Raw genomic sequence first — 16802 nt, forward strand, 5'->3', positions numbered from 1 at the left:
CAGGATGCCCGATGACCCGACGGACACCGCCCAACCCCTGCTCGGGCTGAGGCCTTGAGGCGGGCGCGGATCGCGGGCTCTCCGTCCGGTTAATCGCTGGCGGACGCGGCGGTCTCCGGGTTGACTGCACGGGTGACCGCTTTGCCCGTACCCGCCGACCTGGCCCATCTGGTGTCCGGGATTTGGGTGCTCGACGGTGACGTGGTGCCGAGAGGGTTACCGCAGCCCGCCGTCGACCTGCTGGTCATGCCTGATGGGGCGTACCGGCTGGCCGGGGCGGAGAGGCGCGCTCGGCAGGGGGCGCTGCCCAAGGACGGGTCCCTGGTCGGGGTGCGACTGCGACCGGGGACGGTGGCCGGGCTGTTCGGGGTCGCGGCCGACGAGGTGCCGCTGGCCGGGGCGCCCATCGAGGTCGGGCAACTGGACGGGTCGGTGACCGAGCGGCTGGCAGGGGCGCTGGCACTGGTGCGGGCGCGGGCTGGGCGATGCCAGGTCGACGAGCGGGTGCGCATCGTGCTGGCGGCCATGCACGCGGCGCCGGGTGCGCCGGTCGAATGGCATGCCGCTCAGGCCGGGCTGTCCGAACGGCAACTTCGGCGGCGTTTCGGGGCGGCGGTCGGGCTGCGGCCCAAGTCCTACGCACGCGTGGTGCGGCTGCACCGAGCGCTCGCCGACGCGCACGCCGCGGTGGCCAAGGGCGAGCGCCCGAACTGGGCCGCCATCGCCGTGCGCAGCGGCTGCTACGACCAGTCACACCTGCTCGCCGAATTCCGGCACGCGGTGGGGGTGCCCCCGACCACATTGCTGGCGGATGTCCGTTTTCTCCAAGCCCCGGCCTGCCAGGGCTAACACACTCGACGCATGACTGATGATGTCGTCAAAGAGATTCTCGACTGGCACCGGGAGACGGCCCGCGACGGTCTCGCCGGGGACGGGGTGCGTTTCGTCGAACCGTTCGGCGCCTGGGTGGTGCACGGCTACTCCGAGGTGAACCAGGTGCTCACCGACTACTCGACGTTCTCCTCCGACGAGCTGCGCTACAGCGCGCAACCCATACCGCACCGGGACAACCCGGTTCTCAGCAGCCTGTCGGCGATGGATCCGCCCCGGCACCACCTGCTGCGCCGACTGGTCAGCCGGGCCTTCACGCCCCGCGCGATCCAGGCGTTGCTCCCCTCGATCACCGACACCGTACGAAGGCAACTGGCCGAGGTGGACGGTGACCTGGACGTGATCGGCCGGCTCGGCTACCCGTTGCCGGTGCGCACCATCGCCACGCTGCTCGGAGTCGAAGCGGACCGGCAACCGGACTTCATGCGCTGGACCGAGGCGATCACCTCCTTCGCCGGGTCGTTCGCCGATGACCCGGTGCGTCAGGCCGCGTTCCGCACCGCACACGCCGAACTGGCCGAGTACTTCCGGGAGGTGTTCGCCGAGCACCGTGCCCGCCCCCGGGGCGACGTGATCGACACTCTCCTGGCCGCCGAACCGGACGGCAGCCGGCTGTCCGACGAGGAGTTGATCGACTTCTGCACGCTGCTGCTCATCAACGGCCACGAGACGACCAAGACCCTGCTGGTCAACACGGTGCTGTGCCTGGCGGCTCATCCGGACGCCCTGGCCCAGCTGCGTGCTGACCCTGGACTGGTACCGGATGCCATCGAGGAGGCGCTGCGGTTCCTGCCCCCGGTGGGCGGCACCGACCGCTTCACCACCGGCCCGGCCGGCATCGCCGGGCACGCCATCGAGACCGGCCAGCGGGTCGTCGCCATGGTGCTCTCGGCCAACCGGGACCCTCGGGTGTTCGCCGAGGCAGAGGAGTTCCGGCCCGACCGAACGCCCAACGAGCACCTTTCCTTCGGCCATGGCGTGCACTTCTGCCTCGGCACGCACCTGGCCCGGCATGAGCTCGCGATCGCGGTCAACGCACTGTTGCGCCGCTTCCCCGGTCCGTGGTCGGTGGGCCGGATCGCGACCGGGCGCACCCCGGTCGGCATCGACGTGCTCGATCTGGTGCTGGTCAGCCCGTAGCCGGGGGGACTGATCCCCGCGCCCTTCCGATCGTGGGACCGGGCGCCCGGTCCGAGGGACTCTCGGACCGGTCGTCACAGCGGGCGCCGGGGTCAGGGCTTCCAGTTGTCGAGGAAGTCGTTGAGGGGTCCGGAGGTGGGTACGTCGCCCTTCTCCTGGGCCTTGCGCAGGTCGCGCATGATGCCCGTGGCCTGGTCGAGCACCGAGTCGTCGTGCTTCTCCAGGAACTTCCGGCCGGCCTTCCTGATCTTCTCGTGGGCCCTCCGCGCGGTGCGGGGCTCGATGTCGCCGATGGTCTCCTGAGCCCTCAAGGACGCGTCGAATTCACCCAGCCATTTCTCCCACCCTCCGGGCGGAACGCTGTTGGCCAGCGTGCCCTTGGGGCTCGGTGTAGAGCCTGGATCGGTCGGGAGGGGCGCGATGGACGTGGACGGCTCGGGGGTCTCCGTCGGCGTCGGCTCCGGGGCCGACGTGGTGGTGATGGGCGTCGCCGAGGGCGTCGGCCCGGCCTCGGGCCTGCCGCGCGAGCCCGCCCACAGGACCAGGCCCACGGTGACGACCGCGATCACGGCCAAGGCCGCGCCCAGCTGCACGAACAGGCGGCGGTTGGACGGCGGCGGGGGTGGCGGCGCGTCATAGATCGCCGTGTCCCCGTTACGCGGGCCACCACCGTGGTGAAACGCCCCGGCGGGCATGGCGTGAGTGTCACCGACACCCACCCCGGCCGCCGGCCCACTCGCACCCGGCTGGGTGAAGATCTGGCCGGTCTGGGGAACGCCGCCCGGGTGGGATGTGGCCTGACCGGACTGAGGCGCGCCGCCCTGATATGGCCCCGCCTGACCACCCTGGGATGCGCCACCCTGATATGGACCGCCCTGGGGTGCCATGGGGGACGTGGCTTGGCCGGGCTGCGGCCCCGTGGCCGGGCCGGGCTGGGTGCGGGGTGGGCGGGCGATGGCGGCCAGCGCTCGGCGTACCGTCTCACCGCCGGCCGGTCGTGCGGCGGGGTCCTTGGCGAGCATGGTCAGCACCAGCCGGTCCAGCTCGCCCGGCACCTCCGCCCGGTGGCGGCTCGGCGGCTCGGGCTCGGCGTGCAGGTGCCGCTCACCGACCTCGTCCGGCGAGCCTTCGAACGGCGAGCGGCCGCACAGCACCTCGTAACAGACGCATCCCAGCGCGTACAGATCGGCGGCGGCTTCTCCGCCGCGTCCGTCGATCACCTCGGGCGCCCGATACAGTACGCCGTCGTCCGAGGACACCTGGTCGGCCAGCCCGAACCCCACGACCTTCAGCACCCCGCTCCCGGCCCGCCGGAAGCTGTCGGGCCCGATCTGGCCGTGCACCACCCCGGCCCGGTGCGCCGCCTCCAGTCCCGCGGCCGCCTGCCCGATGAGGTCGCATGCCTCCACGATCGGCAGCGGACCCTCTCCTGCCACCTCCTCACCGAGGCTCTCCCCCGTGAGGAACTCCATCACCAGGAACGGCGCCCCCTCGTGGTCGCCCACGTCGAGCACCATGGCCACGTTCGGATGGATCACCCGGGCCACGGCCTGGGCATGCTGCCGGAGCACCTCGGGCGTGGCCGCCCCGGTGTCCAGCACCTTCACGGCCACGGTCCAGTCGGCGCGCTGGTCGTAAGCGCGCCACACCTCGCCCGTCGGCCCGCTGCCGATGAGCTCATCAAGCCGGTACCGGCCGGCGACCAAAGACGGCGTCGCGTCGGACATATCTCCGCCAATAACTACAGAAACGGCAATTTCCGCCCCACACTAGGCCCCCACGGGCCTCAACCGCCCCACAACACGGCTCGAAGGGATCATGTCCCGGCACAGCCGGCGCCGGGACGCGGTTGCCGTCCCTGTCAACCCACCGGGTCGCGAAGGCGTCTCACTTACGGACGATGGTGGTGGGAGGACGGTGGTGCGCAGATTCCAGGACGTTCGCCGTACGGCATTTGACGGGTCCGGGCATCACGCCCGGGACGCATCGTCCTCGGGCCAGTCCTCGGCGTAGATCAGCGCGAGCTCCTGCCACACCTCATCCACCGGCCGTCCCTGCACCCGCGCGAGGTGCCGGACGAGCAGGAGAATGAGATGCAGGGAGGCCATCGCGGCGACCTCCCGTGGAACGTCGTTGATGACCCGGCCGATCACCTGCAGGCCGACGGGGTCGCTGGTGTCGCCGCTCTCCCGTGCTTCCAGAGCGACGGTGACCATCGCCAGCACGGCGTTCATGTGCTCTTTGAGGAAAGCGCCCCGCTGAGGGCTGCCTGTCATGACTCATGCACCTTCCGGCATGGAGGGGATGGCGCCCTTGGGCACCCGAACCAGCATGCCGTCTCAGCCGGTGCGATGCGCATCGATTCGCCCAGGAGACTGCTTACCGTCCCGGGCAGTCTTTCTCACCCCGCACCCACCAGGCGAACTGCCGTAGGCCCGAATTTGGTGGCGCGCCGGTGACCGACGCATCCGAAGCCGATACGACCTGACTTGGGAGACCGGTTCACCCCCACGGGCGTGAGGAGCAGGCTGCCGCGTCCAACGCCCGGTCGAGAGGCTGCGGTTCACCCCCACGGGCGTGGGGAGCACACTTCGTGAGCAGCCACAATAAACGCGACCTGGGGTTACGCGCATGTCGGGGTTTGTCGCAGCACGACAGGCTGCCGCCAGCGAGCTTGGCAAACAGCGTCGCATAGCGGCCACCAAACCGGCACCAGACGCGCACAGGAAGCGTCGCACCCGCTCCCGTCCCGACTCCACCACAGCGAAATCGTACGCATGCCACCGCCCCTCTGGCACGAAGGGTCCGGGCGAGTGATCATGGTCGTCCTCCGGACAACAGGTGGCCGTGGGGGTTGCGCGCCGAAGGCGCGCCCGAGGAAGGCAGTCCGAGCGAAGCGAGGCCCATTGAGGCGGGACCTGCCAAAAGGCCCTCCAGGATGATCCTGAAGGGCCTTTTCGCCTTGGTAGCGGGGGCAGGATTTGAACCTACGACCTCTGGGTTATGAGCCCAGCGAGCTACCGAACTGCTCCACCCCGCGTCGCAAGAGAAAGACTATCGGATCCGGGGAGTGCTTCGGTCGCCCAACGGGAATCAGGAGGCGATCTCCTTGATCCGCTCGATCAGTTTCACCCGGTCCTCGTGCGTCGCCCCGAACGGCGCGATGTTGAGCGTCGTCACCCCGGACTCCTTCATCGCCGCCACCCGGTCCCGCACGAATCCGTCGCTCCCGATGAGCGACATGCTCTCCAGCAGTTCGTGCGGCACCTGCGCCGCCGCCTCCTCCTTCTTCCCGTCGAGGTACAGCTCCTGGATCGCCTCGGCCTCCTTCTCGTAGCCGTAGCGCCGCGCGAGGTCGTTGTAGAAGTTGCGGCCCTTGGCGCCCATGCCGCCGATGTACAGCGCCGCCATCGGCCGCCCGAACTCCAGCAGCCCCGCCACGTCGTCGCCGATCGCCAGCGACGCCTGCGCGATCACGTCCAGTTCGCCCAGCTCGTCCTGCCGCTTGGCCCGCCCGGCGGCCAGCGACGGGCCCCACACGTCGGCGGCCTTCTCGGGTACGTAGAAGATCGGCTCCCAGCCCTCGGCGAGCTCGGCGGCCAGCTCGACGTTCTTGGGGCCGATGGCCGCGATCACGATGGGGATGCGGGGGCGTACCGGATGGTTGATGATCTTCAGCGGCTTGCCGAGCCCGGTCCCCTGGCCGGGCGGCAGCGGCAGCGTGTAGTGCTTGCCCTCGTACTCCAGCCGCTCGCGCCGCCACACCTGGCGGCAGATCTCGATGATCTCCCTTGTACGGGCCAGCGGCGCGGTGTACGGCACGCCGTGGAAGCCCTCGATCACCTGCGGCCCCGAGGCGCCGAGGCCCAGTGTGAAGCGCCCGTCGGAGACGTAGTCCAGGCCCGCGGCGGTCATCGCCAGCAGCGCCGGGGTGCGCGAGTAGATCGGCAGGATCCCGGAGGCGATCTCCAGCCGCTCGGTCCTGGCCGCGATGTAGCCCATCTGGCTGACGGCGTCGAAGCTGTAGGCCTCGGCGACGAAGACGATGTCGAGACCCGCCTTCTCGTAGTCGGCCAACTCGGCGACCGACTCCTTGAAGCCGCCCGAGTAGTTCAGTGCCATACCGATGCGCATGCCGGGCTCCCGATGAACCGAATGTTGTTCCGTTGCGACGGCAACAGGTTAGCGCGCCGCGTCACCGGCAGCGAGCGGCTAGCCTGGGTCGAATGCTGAAGCGCGTCGTCATCGCCGTGTCCGCCGTGCTCGCCGTGGGACTGGCGGGGCATCAGCTGATCCCGGTGCTCGGCGGGTTCACCCCGGTGATGGAGAGCCTGCTGCCCTGGTTCGGCCTGATCGTGCCGATGCTGCTCGTGGCGGCCGTCGTGGCACGCTCCAAGCTGGCCACGGCCGCGGCGCTCGTGCCCGGCGTGGTGTGGGCGTCCATGTTCGGCTCCACGCTGATGCGCACCCCGCCCGGCGGCCAGAGCGACCTGGCGGTCGGCACGGTCAACGTGGGCGTCACCAACAGCGCCTCGGGCGAGGCGGTGCGCCGCATCGCCGAAGATCTCGACCTGCTGGCGGCCCAGGAGCTGACCAGCGGCGGCCCGGCCGCCAAGCAGCTCAACAAGATGTTCAAGTACCACTATCCGGTGAGCACGGTCGGCCTGTGGAGCCGCTACCCGATCACCGAGACCAAGCCGCTCGACGTCGGCATGGGCTGGCCGCGCGCGCTGCGGGCCGTGGTGGCCACGCCCAAGGGCAAGGTCACCGTGTACGTCATGCACCTGGCCTCGGCCCGCCCCGGCCACACCGCCTCGCGCGACGAGTCCCTGGCCCACGCCCGCAAGCTCATCGACGCCGACCCGAGCAAGCGGATCCTGCTGCTCGGCGACCTCAACACCGCCACCACCGACCGGGGCATGCAGGGACTCACCCCGCCGCTGACGGACGCGCAGCTCGCGGCGGGCGACGGCTTCGGGTTCACCTGGCCGTCGGAGTTCCCGATCACCAGGCCGGACCACATCCTGTTCAAGGGGATGACGGCGACCAAGGCGGGGGTCGCCCCGGCGACGGGCAGCGACCACCGCGCCGCGATCGCGTCACTGCGCCTCTAGCCCGCTACCTTTCCAGCAGCGACAAGTCCTCAGGGGTGTCGATGTCGGTCGGGTCGCCCAACCCGTCGCACGGCACCTCCGTGACCAGCTCGGGATGCGCCTTCAGGAACGGCCTCGCCCCCACATCCCCCACGGCCAGCGCGGCGACGGCAGCGAAGTGGCGGCGGGCGATCAGCACGGGGTTGCGGCGCCGGCCGCCATAGGTCGCCACGGCCACCTCGGCACCCGCGTCGACGAGGGCGCGTACCGCCGCGGGCCCGATGAACGGCTGGTCCACCAGCGCGATGACCACCGACTCGGCCTCCTCGGGCAGCGCGGCCAGCCCCACCCTCAGGGACGAGCCCATGCCCGTCGCCCAGTCCGGGTTGCGCACGGTCACCGCCCGGCGCACCTGTACGGTCGCCGCCCCGAGCACGACCACCACCGGATGGCAGCCGCCGTCCTCCAGCAGCCGCACCCCCCTGTCCACGAGCCGTTCGCCCTCGTACTCGACCAGCGCCTTCGGCGTGCCCAGCCGCGCGCCCTGCCCGGCGGCGAGCAGCAGCCCGGCCACCCGGGAGCCTTTCATGGCGTCTCCTGGTGGATGCGCCCCTCGGTGTGGGTCAGCGGCCGTCCCGAACCGCCCCAGCGCAGCTGGATCAGCTCGGCGGCGATCGACACCGCCGTCTCCTCAGGGGTCCTGGCGCCCAGGTCGAGGCCGATGGGCGATCTCAGCCGGGCCAGCTCGTCCTCGGTCAGGCCCGCCTCGCGCAGCCGGGCCAGCCGGTCGTCGTGGGTGCGGCGCGAGCCCATGGCGCCGACGTAGCCCGCGCCGGTGCGCAGCGCCACCTCCAGCAGTGGCACGTCGAACTTGGGGTCGTGGGTGAGCACGCAGATGACCGTGCGCGCGTCCACCTGTACCGAGGCCAGGTAGTCGTGCGGCCACTTGACCACCACCTCGTCCGCGTCCGGGAAGCGCTTGGGGGTGGCGAAGACGGGCCGCGCGTCGCAGACGATCACGTGATAGCCCAGGAACTTGCCCACCCGCGCCACCGCCGCGGCGAAGTCGATCGCCCCGAACACCAGCATCCGCGGCGGCGGCGCGAACGACTGCACGAACACCGCCAGGTCGTCCAGCCGCCGCTCGCCCTGCCCGCCGTAGTGCCTGATGCCGGTCGCGCCCTGGGCCAGCATGCCGCGGGCATCGTCGTCGACGGCCTCGTCGAGCCGGTCCAGGCCGAGCGTGCCCGAGGAGCGGTCCGGCCAGATGACGCGCCGGGCGCCCATCCGCCCGGGGCCGGAGACGATCGTGGCGACCGCCACGGGCTCGTGCGCGTTCACGGACGCCGCGATGTCGCCCAGCTGGGGAAACGTCTCGGTCGAGATGGGTTCGACGAGGATGTCGATGATGCCGCCGCAGGTCAGCCCGACGGCGAACGCGTCGTCGTCGCTCACGCCGTACCTCTGCAGGATGGGTGTGTCGATCTCGGTGGCCAGCTCGAACACCGCGCCCTCGACGCACCCGCCGGACACGCTGCCGACCACCTCGTCGCCGCGCACCGCCATGGCCGCGCCCGGCGCGCGGGGCGCGCTGCTGAACGTGCTCACCACTGTGGCGAGCCCGAACTTGTGCCCCGATCTCCACCAGCGCATGATCTCCGGCAGCACGTCACGCATGGGCGAGCCTCTCACTGAGTTCTTCGAAGGCGGCCAGGCTGTGCCCGGCCACCAGATCGTCCAGGTACGGCAGAGCGGCCCGCATGCCGCCGGTCAGCGGCTGGTAGTCCGCGTACCCCTTGTGCGGGTTGACCCAGATGACCCGGTGCGCCTGCCTGGCCAGCCGGGCCATCTGCGTGCCGAGAAGGTCCGGGTCGCCGCGTTCCCAGCCGTCCGAGGCGATCACCACGATCGCCCCTCGCGCGCTGGCGCGGGTGAGGTATTCCCTCAGCTCCTCGCCCAGCCTGGTCCCACCGCTCCAGTCGGGCACGGCCTTGGACACCTCGTTCAGCGCCGTGCCGGGGTCGCGGTGGCGCAGCTCGGCGGTGATCGGGGTGAGCCTGGTGCCGATGGAGTAGACCCTGGTGGCCCGCGGCTCGCTCCTGACCAGGGCGTGCGCGAAGCGCAGCAGCGTCTCGGCGTAGGGAGCCATGGAGCCGCTGACGTCCACGAGCAGCACGACGCGGCGCGGCCTGGTGGTGTGCCGCCGGCGGCGCAACCGCGCGACCTCGCCCTTCCTGAGCGCGTCCCGTATCGTCCGCCGCTGGTCCAGAGCGCCCCGGTGCGCGGCCTCGAACCGCCGCGAGCGCCGCTGCGCGCGCCGGCCACGCAGCATCGACAGCATCCGGTGCACCTCCGCCCGCTCCGCCTCGGTCAGCCGGGCCACGTCCCGGTTGCGCAGGATCTCGGTGCGGCTGGCGGTGCCGGGCACGGCCTCGGCTTCCCCCTCCTGCTCGTCCTGTTCGGCGGCGGCGGTGTGGCGGGTGACGGTCGTGGTACTGGTACGGCTGATCTTGGCGCTCCGGCCACCGAAGTAGGCGGCGAAGCAGCGGTCGTACCTGGGCAGATCATCGGGTGTGGCGCAGAGCGTGAAGCGGCCGGCCCAGTAGACGTCGGCCGGAGCTGCCACGTCGAGGTGGTCGAGCGCCAGCAGCAGGTTGCGGGTGCGCTCGTGGTCGGCGGCGACGCCCGCGGCGCGCAGCGTCCTGGCGAAGCCCGTCATGGTGGCGGCCAGCTCACGCATGGAGGAGCCCGTTGCCCAGGACGTTCTCGACGTCCTCGCGGTATTTCAGCGCGGCGCCCAGCGTGGCCGCCGCGCGGGCGGGGTCGAGCTCCTTGGCGCCCAGGGTGAGCAGCGCCTCGGTCCAGTCGAGCGTCTCGGCGACGCCCGGCGGCTTGACCAGCCCGGCCTGCCGCAGCCGCGCCGCCGCCCGCGCCACCTGTGCGGCCAGCGTCTCGGTGCAGTCGGGCAGGCGGCGCAGCAGGATCGCCACCTCCCTGTCGAAGTCCGGGTGCTCCAGCCAGTGGTAGAGACAGCGGCGCTTGAGCGCGTCGTGCACCTCACGGGTCCGGTTGGAGGTGACGACGACGACCGGCGGCGTCTTGGCACTGACCGTGCCCAGCTCGGGGATGGAAATGGTGAAGTCCGACAGCACTTCCAACAGGAACGCCTCGAACTCGTCGTCGGCCCGGTCGATCTCGTCCACGAGCAGCACGCTGGGCTGCGTCTCGACGGCCTTGAGCAGCGGTCTGGCGATCAGGAACCGGCGGTCGTAGATCTCGCCTTCGAGGCGGCCCACGTCGGTGATCCCGGCGGCCTCGGCGGCCTTGAGGTGGAGCAGCTGGCGGGCGAAGTCCCAGTCGTACAGCGCCTGGGCGGCGTCGAGTCCCTCGTAGCACTGCAACCGGATCAGCGGCGCCTCCAGCAGCGCGGCCAGGGTCTTGGCCAGCTCGGTCTTGCCTACCCCCGCCTCCCCTTCGAGGAAGAGCGGCCGGCCCATCCTGAGCGCCAGGAACGCGGCCGTGGCCAGTCCCTCGTCGGCCAGGTAGGCGTGCCGGTCGAGCAGCTCGATGAGCTTGTCCGGAGACTGGATGTCCATTGCCGTGATTGTCCGCCGCAGCACGCCTTCAGGCTACGCGCCACTTGGTCCACGCGAGAATCCCGTGCTTAGCGCTCCTCCGCGTCCTGTCCGCCCTTCGCCTCTCCGCGCTCGTGGATCAGAGCGGCCAGCTCGGCCGTGGCGCGGTGGGCGCGGGCCTTCTCCGAGCCCTGGATGCCCATCGCGCCGATGGTGCGGCCGTCGGAGAAGTCCAGCTTGGGCCAGGGCTCGCCGACCAGCAGGGTCACGTCCAGGACCTCCGGCCAGCTGTAGCGGTGTGTACGGATGGCGTTGACGATCGTCAGCCCCGTCTCGTCGGCCTCGACCCGCACCCGGCCCAGCAGGTGCAGGACGAAGGCCACCAGGCAGCCGAACAGCACGAGGCCGATCCGGTCCACCAGCTGGAACGGCTCGGCGATGAGGACGGCCATCACCACCGAGCCGAGGACGATCAACGTCGCGGAGCCGTACGCGACGATTCTCCCCCGGCGGGGACGCCAGGTAATGGGCAGCGGCGGGGGAGTCATCGGCTCGGACACGAACGGAAACCTATCGCAGGTCAGTGGAGGGTCTTCAGGAGGAGTGCGGTCTCCAGCGCGGCGATGGCCGACTCATAGCCCTTGTCCTCCTTGCTGCCAGGCAGGCCCGAGCGGTCGAGTGCCTGGTCGAGCGTCTCGCAGGTGAGCACGCCGTTGCCGACCGGGGTCTCCTCGTCGAGCGAGATCCGGGTCAGGCCGGCGGTCACCGAGTCGCAGACGTACTCGAAATGCGCGGTCTCGCCCTTGATGACCGCGCCCAGCGCCACCACCGCGTCGCAGCGGCGGGCCAGCGCCTGGGCGATCACTGGGATCTCCAGCGAGCCGGGCACCCGTACGACGGTGGCCGTGGCGCCGCTGTCCTCGCACGCCTGCAGGGCGCGGGCGAGGAGCTGATCGGTGATCTTGGCGTGCCAACCGGCGGCGACCACGCCCACCGTCAGTCCCGCGGCGTCCGGTGCCGCGGCCGCCGCGGGCCGTCCTTCCCCGCTCATGAAGCCTCCGAGATGTCATGGCCGAGGCGGTCGCGCTTGGCCTTGAGGTAGCGCTCGTTGTAGGGGTTCATCGCCACCGGCATGGGCTCGCGGCCGAGCACCTTGATGCCGTAGCCGTCCATGCCCTTGAGCTTGGCCGGGTTGTTGGTGAGCAGCCGCACGGACTTGACGCCGAGGTCGGCCAGGATCTGCGCGGCGTTGGAGAACTCGCGGGCGTCGACCGGCAGGCCCAGCTCGATGTTGGCGTCGACGGTGTCGCTGCCGGCGTCCTGCAGGCTGTAGGCCCTGAGCTTGGCCAGCAGGCCGATGCCCCGGCCCTCGTGGCCGCGCAGGTAGACCACGACGCCGCGGCCCTCCTGCGCGATGGCGGACATGGCGTGGTCGAGCTGCACGCCGCAGTCGCAGCGCAGCGAGCCGAACACGTCACCGGTCAGGCATTCGGAGTGGGCGCGGACCAGGATGTTCTCGCCCGGCTCGGCGCCGGACAAGTCGCCGTAGACGAGGGCGATGTGCTCGCCGCCGTCGAGCGCGCTGGCGTAGCCGTAGGCCCGCCACATCCCGTACGCGTTGGGCACGTTCGTCTCGGCGACCCTGGTGACCATGCTCTCGGTCCTGCGCCGGTAGTCGACCAGCTGCTCGATGGAGATGAGCGCCAGATCGTGCTCGTCGGCGAAGATTCGCAGCTCGGGCAGCCGGGCCATGGTGCCGTCGTCGTTGACGATCTCGGCCAGGACGCCCGCGGGGCTGAGCCCGGCGAGCCTGGCCAGGTCGACGGCCGCCTCGGTGTGGCCGCGCCGGCTCAGCACGCCGCCCTCGTGGTAGCGCAGCGGGAAGATGTGGCCCGGCCGGACCAGCTCGTAGGGCTCGGTGGCGGAGTCGGCGAGCGTACGGATCGTCCTGGCGCGGTCGGCGGCGGAGATGCCGGTGGTCACGCCGTCGCGGGCGTCGACGCTGATCGTGTACGCGGTGCGCAGCCGCTCCCGGTTCTGGAACACCATGAGGGGCAGGCCCAGCCGGTCCAGCTCCTTGCCCTCCATGGGCACGCAGATGACGCCGCTGGTGTGCCGGATGGTGAACGTGAGCAGCTCGGGAGTGGCCTTCGAGGCGGCGAAGATGATGTCGCCCTCGTTCTCCCGGTTCTCGTCGTCGACGACCAGGACGGGCTTGCCGTTACGGATGTCATCGATCGCCCGTTCGACCGGGTCGAGAATGGTCTCGGTCATGATGCCACCGCCAGTTCCGCGGGAGCGTTCTGATACTCCCTGAGCCATTTCACGAAGCCGACCAGCACGAGCACGAAGAAGACTCCGTAGACGGCGCCGGAGACGACCAGGCCCGAGCTGAACGCCAGCGGCACGCCGACCAGGTCGACGGCCACCCAAATGATCCAGAAGTCGACCAGCGCCCGGCCCTGCGCCCAGGTGGCGACCGCGCTGCCGACGAAGATGTAGGCGTCGGCGGCCACCAGGAACGCGCCCTTCGGCAGCGGCACGCTGGCCCCCCACGACAGGTGGGTGACGAAGAACAGCACGCCGACCAGGACGGTGCCCAGCGCCATCACGCCGATGTAGGCGGTCCGCTCGCGCGCCGTGGCCGGGCGTACGGTCAGCTGCTTGCCGCCTTCCGTGCCGCGCCGCCACGCCCACCAGCCATAGACGGCCAGCGCCCCGAACATCGCCTGCTTGAGGGCGTTGCCGGTGATGCCCGCGTTGATCGAGGCGATGAACAGCAGCACCGAGCCGGTGAGCTGCACCGGCCACGTCCACACCGACTTGCGTATCGCCAGCAGGACGGTGCTCAGCGCGGCGATGTTGCCGACCAGGTCCGTCCAGAGGACATGCGTGCCGAATACCTCGAATCCGGCGTTGGCCCAGTTCACTGCTTGCCCACCAGCCTTTCCACGTACTTCGCGATCACGTCGACCTCGATGTTCACCATGTCGCCCACTTCGCGCTCGCCCATCGTGGTCAGCTTCAACGTGGTGGGGATGAGACTCACGCCGAAGCCGTCGTCGTCAACCGTGGTGACCGTCAGGCTGATTCCGTCGATGGCGATCGAACCCTTCTCCGCCACGTAACGGGCGAGGGATTCGGGGAGGGAGAAACGGAGGTTGTCCCAGTTCGCCCCGGGTTCCCGGGTTTGCAGAACGGCCGTGCCGTCGACGTGACCCTGCACGATGTGGCCGCCGAGACGCTGGTCGGCCCGTACGGCCCGCTCCAGGTTCACCGCGGAGCCCGCTTCCAGGGCGCCGAGCGAACTGCGGTCGAGCGACTCCTTGATCACATCCACGGTGAACACGTCGTCCTGGACGTCCACGACCGTCAGGCAGACGCCGTTGACGGCGATCGAGTCACCGTGGCGCGCGTCGGAGGTGACGATCGGGCCGCGGACGGACAGCCGCGCCGAGTCGCCCACCGCCTCGACGGCCACGACGTCACCCTTTTCCTCGATGATTCCGGTGAACATCAACTCTCCTTGCGTGGTGGTGCCAGCACCGGCCGCGCGGTCAGCCGCAGGTCCGGTCCGATGGGGGAAACGTCGTCGAAGGCCAGCCGGTGGGTGGCGGCGATGGTCGCCACGCCCGCCTCGCCGAGCGCGGCCGGCCCGGCGCCCAGGAGGGCCGGGGCGAGGTAGGCGATGACGCGGTCGATCAGGCCCTGGCGCAGGAACGCGCCCGCGAGCGTCGGGCCGCCTTCCAGGAACACGCTGACGACCTCGCGCGCGGCCAGTTCGCGGAGGAGGGCGTGCAGGTCGAGGCCGCCGTCCTGGCGCGGCAACCGGATCAGGTCGGCCTTGAGGCGGGTCTCGACGTCGTCGGCGACGGCGACGAGCGTGGGCGCCGCGCCGTCCAGCACCCTGGCGCCGGACGGGGTACGCGCCTCGGAGTCGACCACGACGCGCAGCGGCACGCGTACGGCGGGCCGGGCTTGGCCGTCCGGGCTCGTCGGACGGCTCGCGTCGGACGGGCTGGTCGGATCGCTCGCTTCGGCCGGGCGGCTCGGGCGGGCGGTCAGGTGGGGGTCGTCGGCGAGGACCGTACCGATGCCGGCGATGATCGCGCCGGACTCGGCGCGCAGCCGGTGGACGTCGGCTCGGGCCTCAGGGGAGGTGATCCACTGGCTGGTGCCGTCGGGGGCGGCCGACCGGCCGTCGAGGGTGGCGGCGAACTTCCAGGTCACGTACGGCCTGCCGAGCCGGGCGTACGTGAGCCACTCGGCGTTGACCCGCTCGCCCTCCTCGGCCAGCAACCCGGACTCCACGGCGACGCCGTGCGCGCGCAGCCGCGCGGCGCCTCCGGCGGCCTTGGGGGTGGGATCGGCGACCGCCACCACCACCCGTGCGACGCCCGCGTCGAGCAGCGCCAGGCTGCACGGCCCGGTCCGGCCGGTGTGGTCGCAGGGTTCGAGCGTCACGTACGCGGTGCCGCCGCGGGCCCGCTCCCCCGCCGCGCGCAGCGCGACGACCTCGGCGTGCGGGCCACCGGCGTAGGCGTGGAAGCCCTCGCCGGCGACGTTCCCCGAGGCGTCGAGGACGACGCAGCCGACGACGGGGTTCGGGCTGGTGGCGCCCCGCCCGCACGCGGCCAGCTCGACGGCCCGCGCCATGTGCGCGGCGTCCGTGACGGCATGTGTGTGCGCGGCGTCCGTGCGGGCATGCGCCTCGCGGGCGGCCCGCGCCGAATCCGCGGGGTCCTGAGCGGGTGTCTCCACCCCGGGCCTCCTACTCGCCAGTAGCTCCAAGCCACGGCGGGCCCCGGGGGGTATGGCGGTGCGCGTACGCACCACAGTGGCGCCCGGCTCAAGGCCGGACACCCGCGCGCTTCCTCCCATCCGGACTTTAACCGTCGGTCCCGGAATTTCACCGAGTCAACCGGCCGATGGCATCGGCCGGGTCGCGGACTGTAACCGCCGGTTCGGAATTTCACCGACCCCGGAGCACGCTAGCTCTCTTCTCACACCAGTCTGCCATGCCGACAAAAGCGGATGCGACCGCCCCCTACTATGACAAACAAGCGCTCGCTTGGTCAACGTGCACGGCGAGACGACTGACGGTGGGCGGTGGGAGGGCAGAAGGTCAGGCAGTGGGACAGCCGAAGGTCAGACGGTGGAACGGCGGGAGGCCGGGCGGCAAGACGTCCACAGGTCAGGCGGCCATGAGGCGGCGGGCGAGACGGGCGGCCGGGCTGTAGCGGACCTGCGCCGGGATCAGCCCCAGCCCGGTGTGCAGCGCCTTCAGCGTGGTCGTCGCCCACAGGTCGCCGACCGGGGTGGCGGGCAGACCGTACAGCCGCCTGGCCCAGCGCGGGAGCGTCGCGAACGCCAGCAGCGTCACCCCCGGCAGGACCGGCTTGAGCGGGGTGAGCAGCAGCGGGAGCGGCGCGGTGAGCGACAGGCGGAGCGGGTGCGCCGCCTCGGGGACGAACCGCAGACCGGGACGCTCCCCCTCGATGTAGTCCCGCAACTCGCCCACGGTGCCGGGGACGGAGGCCGGGTCGAGGCCGACGACCTCGGCGGCCCGTCGCCACTCGGCCACGAAGGTGTCCGCCTCGGCGTCCGTCAGCTTGACGCCACCCCGGCGCGCCACCGACAGGTAGGAGTCGACCTCCCCCACGTGCACCCAGCGCAGGGCGTCCGGATCGTCGAGGTGGAAGCGCTCGCCCGTGTCCGGATCACACGCGGTCAGTTTGGCGTGGATCCTGCGGACCCGGCGGCCGGCCCGCTCGACCTCCTCGTGCGTCCCGTACGTACGGACCCGGACGAATTCCGTCGTCCGCGTGAAACGCGACCACGCCTCGTTCGGGTCCAGCAGAGAGGAGTTCTGCAGTACGCCGCGCATCGCCTTGGGGTGCAGCCCCTGCATCAGCAGCGCCCGCAATCCGCCGACCAGCAGGATCGGCTCGCCCATCACCCGCCAGGTCACCGATTCGGGCCCGAAGAGCCCATGGTCCTCCATAAGCGGACAGTTACCCAGGTAACGCCTGCTTCATGTCACAGCATCATCTTGTTTATGCCTTGATTCCGTGATTAAGAAAACGTCACCACGACAGATCAT

The 16802-nt window shown here is 71.0% G+C and carries 17 protein-coding genes, 1 tRNA gene and 1 riboswitch; of the genes, 3 read left to right on the forward strand and 15 right to left on the reverse strand.

Annotated elements, in window-relative coordinates:
• Positions 1 to 132: 132 nt before the first annotated feature.
• Positions 133 to 849, forward strand: coding sequence for a helix-turn-helix domain-containing protein (locus tag AB0L53_RS02280; RefSeq protein WP_363989075.1), 717 nt, complete (start codon positions 133 to 135; stop codon positions 847 to 849).
• Between the two features lie 12 nt (positions 850 to 861).
• On the forward strand, positions 862 to 2031 hold the full coding sequence (locus AB0L53_RS02285) for a cytochrome P450 (RefSeq protein WP_363989078.1): 1170 nt from the start codon (positions 862 to 864) through the stop codon (positions 2029 to 2031).
• A 92-nt stretch (positions 2032 to 2123) separates the two neighbouring features.
• Here the strand turns inward: AB0L53_RS02285 and AB0L53_RS02290 are convergent, their stop codons facing one another.
• The 4 genes from AB0L53_RS02290 to AB0L53_RS02305 all read right to left on the reverse strand — a co-directional run bounded on the left by AB0L53_RS02290 (position 2124) and on the right by AB0L53_RS02305 (position 6165).
• The gene (locus tag AB0L53_RS02290; RefSeq protein WP_363989081.1) at positions 2124 to 3758 is read right to left on the reverse strand and encodes a protein kinase; all 1635 of its coding nucleotides are present in this window, start codon (positions 3756 to 3758) and stop codon (positions 2124 to 2126) included.
• A 243-nt stretch (positions 3759 to 4001) separates the two neighbouring features.
• Positions 4002 to 4307, reverse strand: a complete 306-nt coding sequence (locus AB0L53_RS02295) for a hypothetical protein (protein ID WP_363989084.1) — start codon at positions 4305 to 4307, stop codon at positions 4002 to 4004.
• Between the two features lie 687 nt (positions 4308 to 4994).
• A tRNA-Met gene (locus tag AB0L53_RS02300) sits at positions 4995 to 5071 on the reverse strand.
• A gap of 53 nt (positions 5072 to 5124) precedes the next feature.
• Complete coding sequence (locus AB0L53_RS02305; protein ID WP_363989086.1) at positions 5125 to 6165, reverse strand: LLM class F420-dependent oxidoreductase; 1041 nt, start codon at positions 6163 to 6165, stop codon at positions 5125 to 5127.
• A gap of 92 nt (positions 6166 to 6257) precedes the next feature.
• Between AB0L53_RS02305 and AB0L53_RS02310 the strand changes: the two genes are divergently transcribed.
• Positions 6258 to 7145, forward strand: a complete 888-nt coding sequence (locus tag AB0L53_RS02310; protein WP_363989089.1) for an endonuclease/exonuclease/phosphatase family protein — start codon at positions 6258 to 6260, stop codon at positions 7143 to 7145.
• 4 nt (positions 7146 to 7149) lie between these two features.
• Here the strand turns inward: AB0L53_RS02310 and AB0L53_RS02315 are convergent, their stop codons facing one another.
• The 11 genes from AB0L53_RS02315 to AB0L53_RS02365 form a co-directional block, all read right to left on the reverse strand.
• The gene (locus AB0L53_RS02315; RefSeq protein WP_363989092.1) at positions 7150 to 7713 is read right to left on the reverse strand and encodes a nucleotidyltransferase family protein; all 564 of its coding nucleotides are present in this window, start codon (positions 7711 to 7713) and stop codon (positions 7150 to 7152) included.
• A complete protein-coding gene (locus AB0L53_RS02320; RefSeq protein ID WP_363989095.1) occupies positions 7710 to 8801 on the reverse strand; it encodes an XdhC/CoxI family protein in 1092 nt (363 codons plus the stop codon). Before AB0L53_RS02320 ends, AB0L53_RS02315 begins: the two co-directional genes overlap by 4 nt.
• The gene (locus AB0L53_RS02325; protein WP_363989098.1) at positions 8794 to 9864 is read right to left on the reverse strand and encodes a VWA domain-containing protein; all 1071 of its coding nucleotides are present in this window, start codon (positions 9862 to 9864) and stop codon (positions 8794 to 8796) included. The genes AB0L53_RS02320 and AB0L53_RS02325 overlap by 8 nt, the downstream gene beginning before the upstream one ends.
• A complete protein-coding gene (locus tag AB0L53_RS02330) occupies positions 9857 to 10720 on the reverse strand; it encodes a MoxR family ATPase (protein ID WP_363989101.1) in 864 nt (287 codons plus the stop codon). The genes AB0L53_RS02325 and AB0L53_RS02330 overlap by 8 nt, the downstream gene beginning before the upstream one ends.
• Before the next feature lie 68 nt (positions 10721 to 10788).
• A complete protein-coding gene (locus AB0L53_RS02335) occupies positions 10789 to 11259 on the reverse strand; it encodes a PH domain-containing protein (protein ID WP_363989105.1) in 471 nt (156 codons plus the stop codon).
• Positions 11260 to 11279: 20 nt separating this feature from the next.
• The gene (ribH, locus tag AB0L53_RS02340) at positions 11280 to 11750 is read right to left on the reverse strand and encodes a 6,7-dimethyl-8-ribityllumazine synthase (protein WP_358444964.1); all 471 of its coding nucleotides are present in this window, start codon (positions 11748 to 11750) and stop codon (positions 11280 to 11282) included.
• Complete coding sequence (locus AB0L53_RS02345) at positions 11747 to 12973, reverse strand: bifunctional 3,4-dihydroxy-2-butanone-4-phosphate synthase/GTP cyclohydrolase II (RefSeq protein WP_363989108.1); 1227 nt, start codon at positions 12971 to 12973, stop codon at positions 11747 to 11749. Before AB0L53_RS02345 ends, ribH begins: the two co-directional genes overlap by 4 nt.
• A complete protein-coding gene (locus AB0L53_RS02350; protein ID WP_363989110.1) occupies positions 12970 to 13629 on the reverse strand; it encodes a nicotinamide mononucleotide transporter family protein in 660 nt (219 codons plus the stop codon). Before AB0L53_RS02350 ends, AB0L53_RS02345 begins: the two co-directional genes overlap by 4 nt.
• On the reverse strand, positions 13626 to 14216 hold the full coding sequence (locus tag AB0L53_RS02355) for a riboflavin synthase (RefSeq protein ID WP_363989113.1): 591 nt from the start codon (positions 14214 to 14216) through the stop codon (positions 13626 to 13628). The genes AB0L53_RS02350 and AB0L53_RS02355 overlap by 4 nt, the downstream gene beginning before the upstream one ends.
• On the reverse strand, positions 14216 to 15460 hold the full coding sequence (gene ribD / locus AB0L53_RS02360; protein ID WP_363989116.1) for a bifunctional diaminohydroxyphosphoribosylaminopyrimidine deaminase/5-amino-6-(5-phosphoribosylamino)uracil reductase RibD: 1245 nt from the start codon (positions 15458 to 15460) through the stop codon (positions 14216 to 14218). Before ribD ends, AB0L53_RS02355 begins: the two co-directional genes overlap by 1 nt.
• Before the next feature lie 102 nt (positions 15461 to 15562).
• Positions 15563 to 15693, reverse strand: a riboswitch (FMN riboswitch).
• A gap of 200 nt (positions 15694 to 15893) precedes the next feature.
• Positions 15894 to 16703 carry an oxygenase MpaB family protein gene (locus AB0L53_RS02365; RefSeq protein ID WP_363989119.1) on the reverse strand — a complete coding sequence of 270 codons (810 nt, stop codon included), beginning with the start codon at positions 16701 to 16703 and terminating at the stop codon, positions 15894 to 15896.
• Between the last annotated feature and the right edge of the window lie 99 nt (positions 16704 to 16802).

It is taken from the genome of Nonomuraea sp. NPDC052129 (genome assembly GCF_040680095.1).
Classification (GTDB): Bacteria; Actinomycetota; Actinomycetes; order Streptosporangiales; family Streptosporangiaceae; genus Nonomuraea.